Raw genomic sequence first — 265 nt, 5'->3', positions numbered from 1 at the left:
CAATTGTATTGTTAGAAGGCTTTTTTGATGAAGCCGATTTACCCATTTTATTAGCTAATAATTTTCAAACAATTATTCATGACGAAAACCAATTAGCGGCACTGGAAAATGCGCAGCTTGAGGCTCCTATAAACTGCTGGTTAAAAATAAATACCGGCATGCATCGATTAGGTATTGCACCTGAGCAATTTGATGAGTTTTATAATCGCTTACAAAAAACAGCCAATGCGAATAATACGGTTAATTTAATGACCCATTTTTCGTG

The 265-nt window shown here is 35.1% G+C and carries 1 protein-coding gene; it reads left to right on the top strand.

The window, feature by feature from the left end; all coding sequences use genetic code 11:
- A partial coding sequence (locus AAEY62_RS22885) for an alanine racemase (protein ID WP_350636719.1) occupies positions 1–265 on the top strand: 265 nt, incomplete at both ends.

It is taken from the genome of Pseudoalteromonas sp. GW168-MNA-CIBAN-0100, from assembly GCF_040309225.1.
GTDB lineage: Bacteria > Pseudomonadota > Gammaproteobacteria > Enterobacterales > Alteromonadaceae > Pseudoalteromonas > Pseudoalteromonas arctica.
This window is presented reverse-complemented; position numbering and strand designations above follow the sequence as displayed.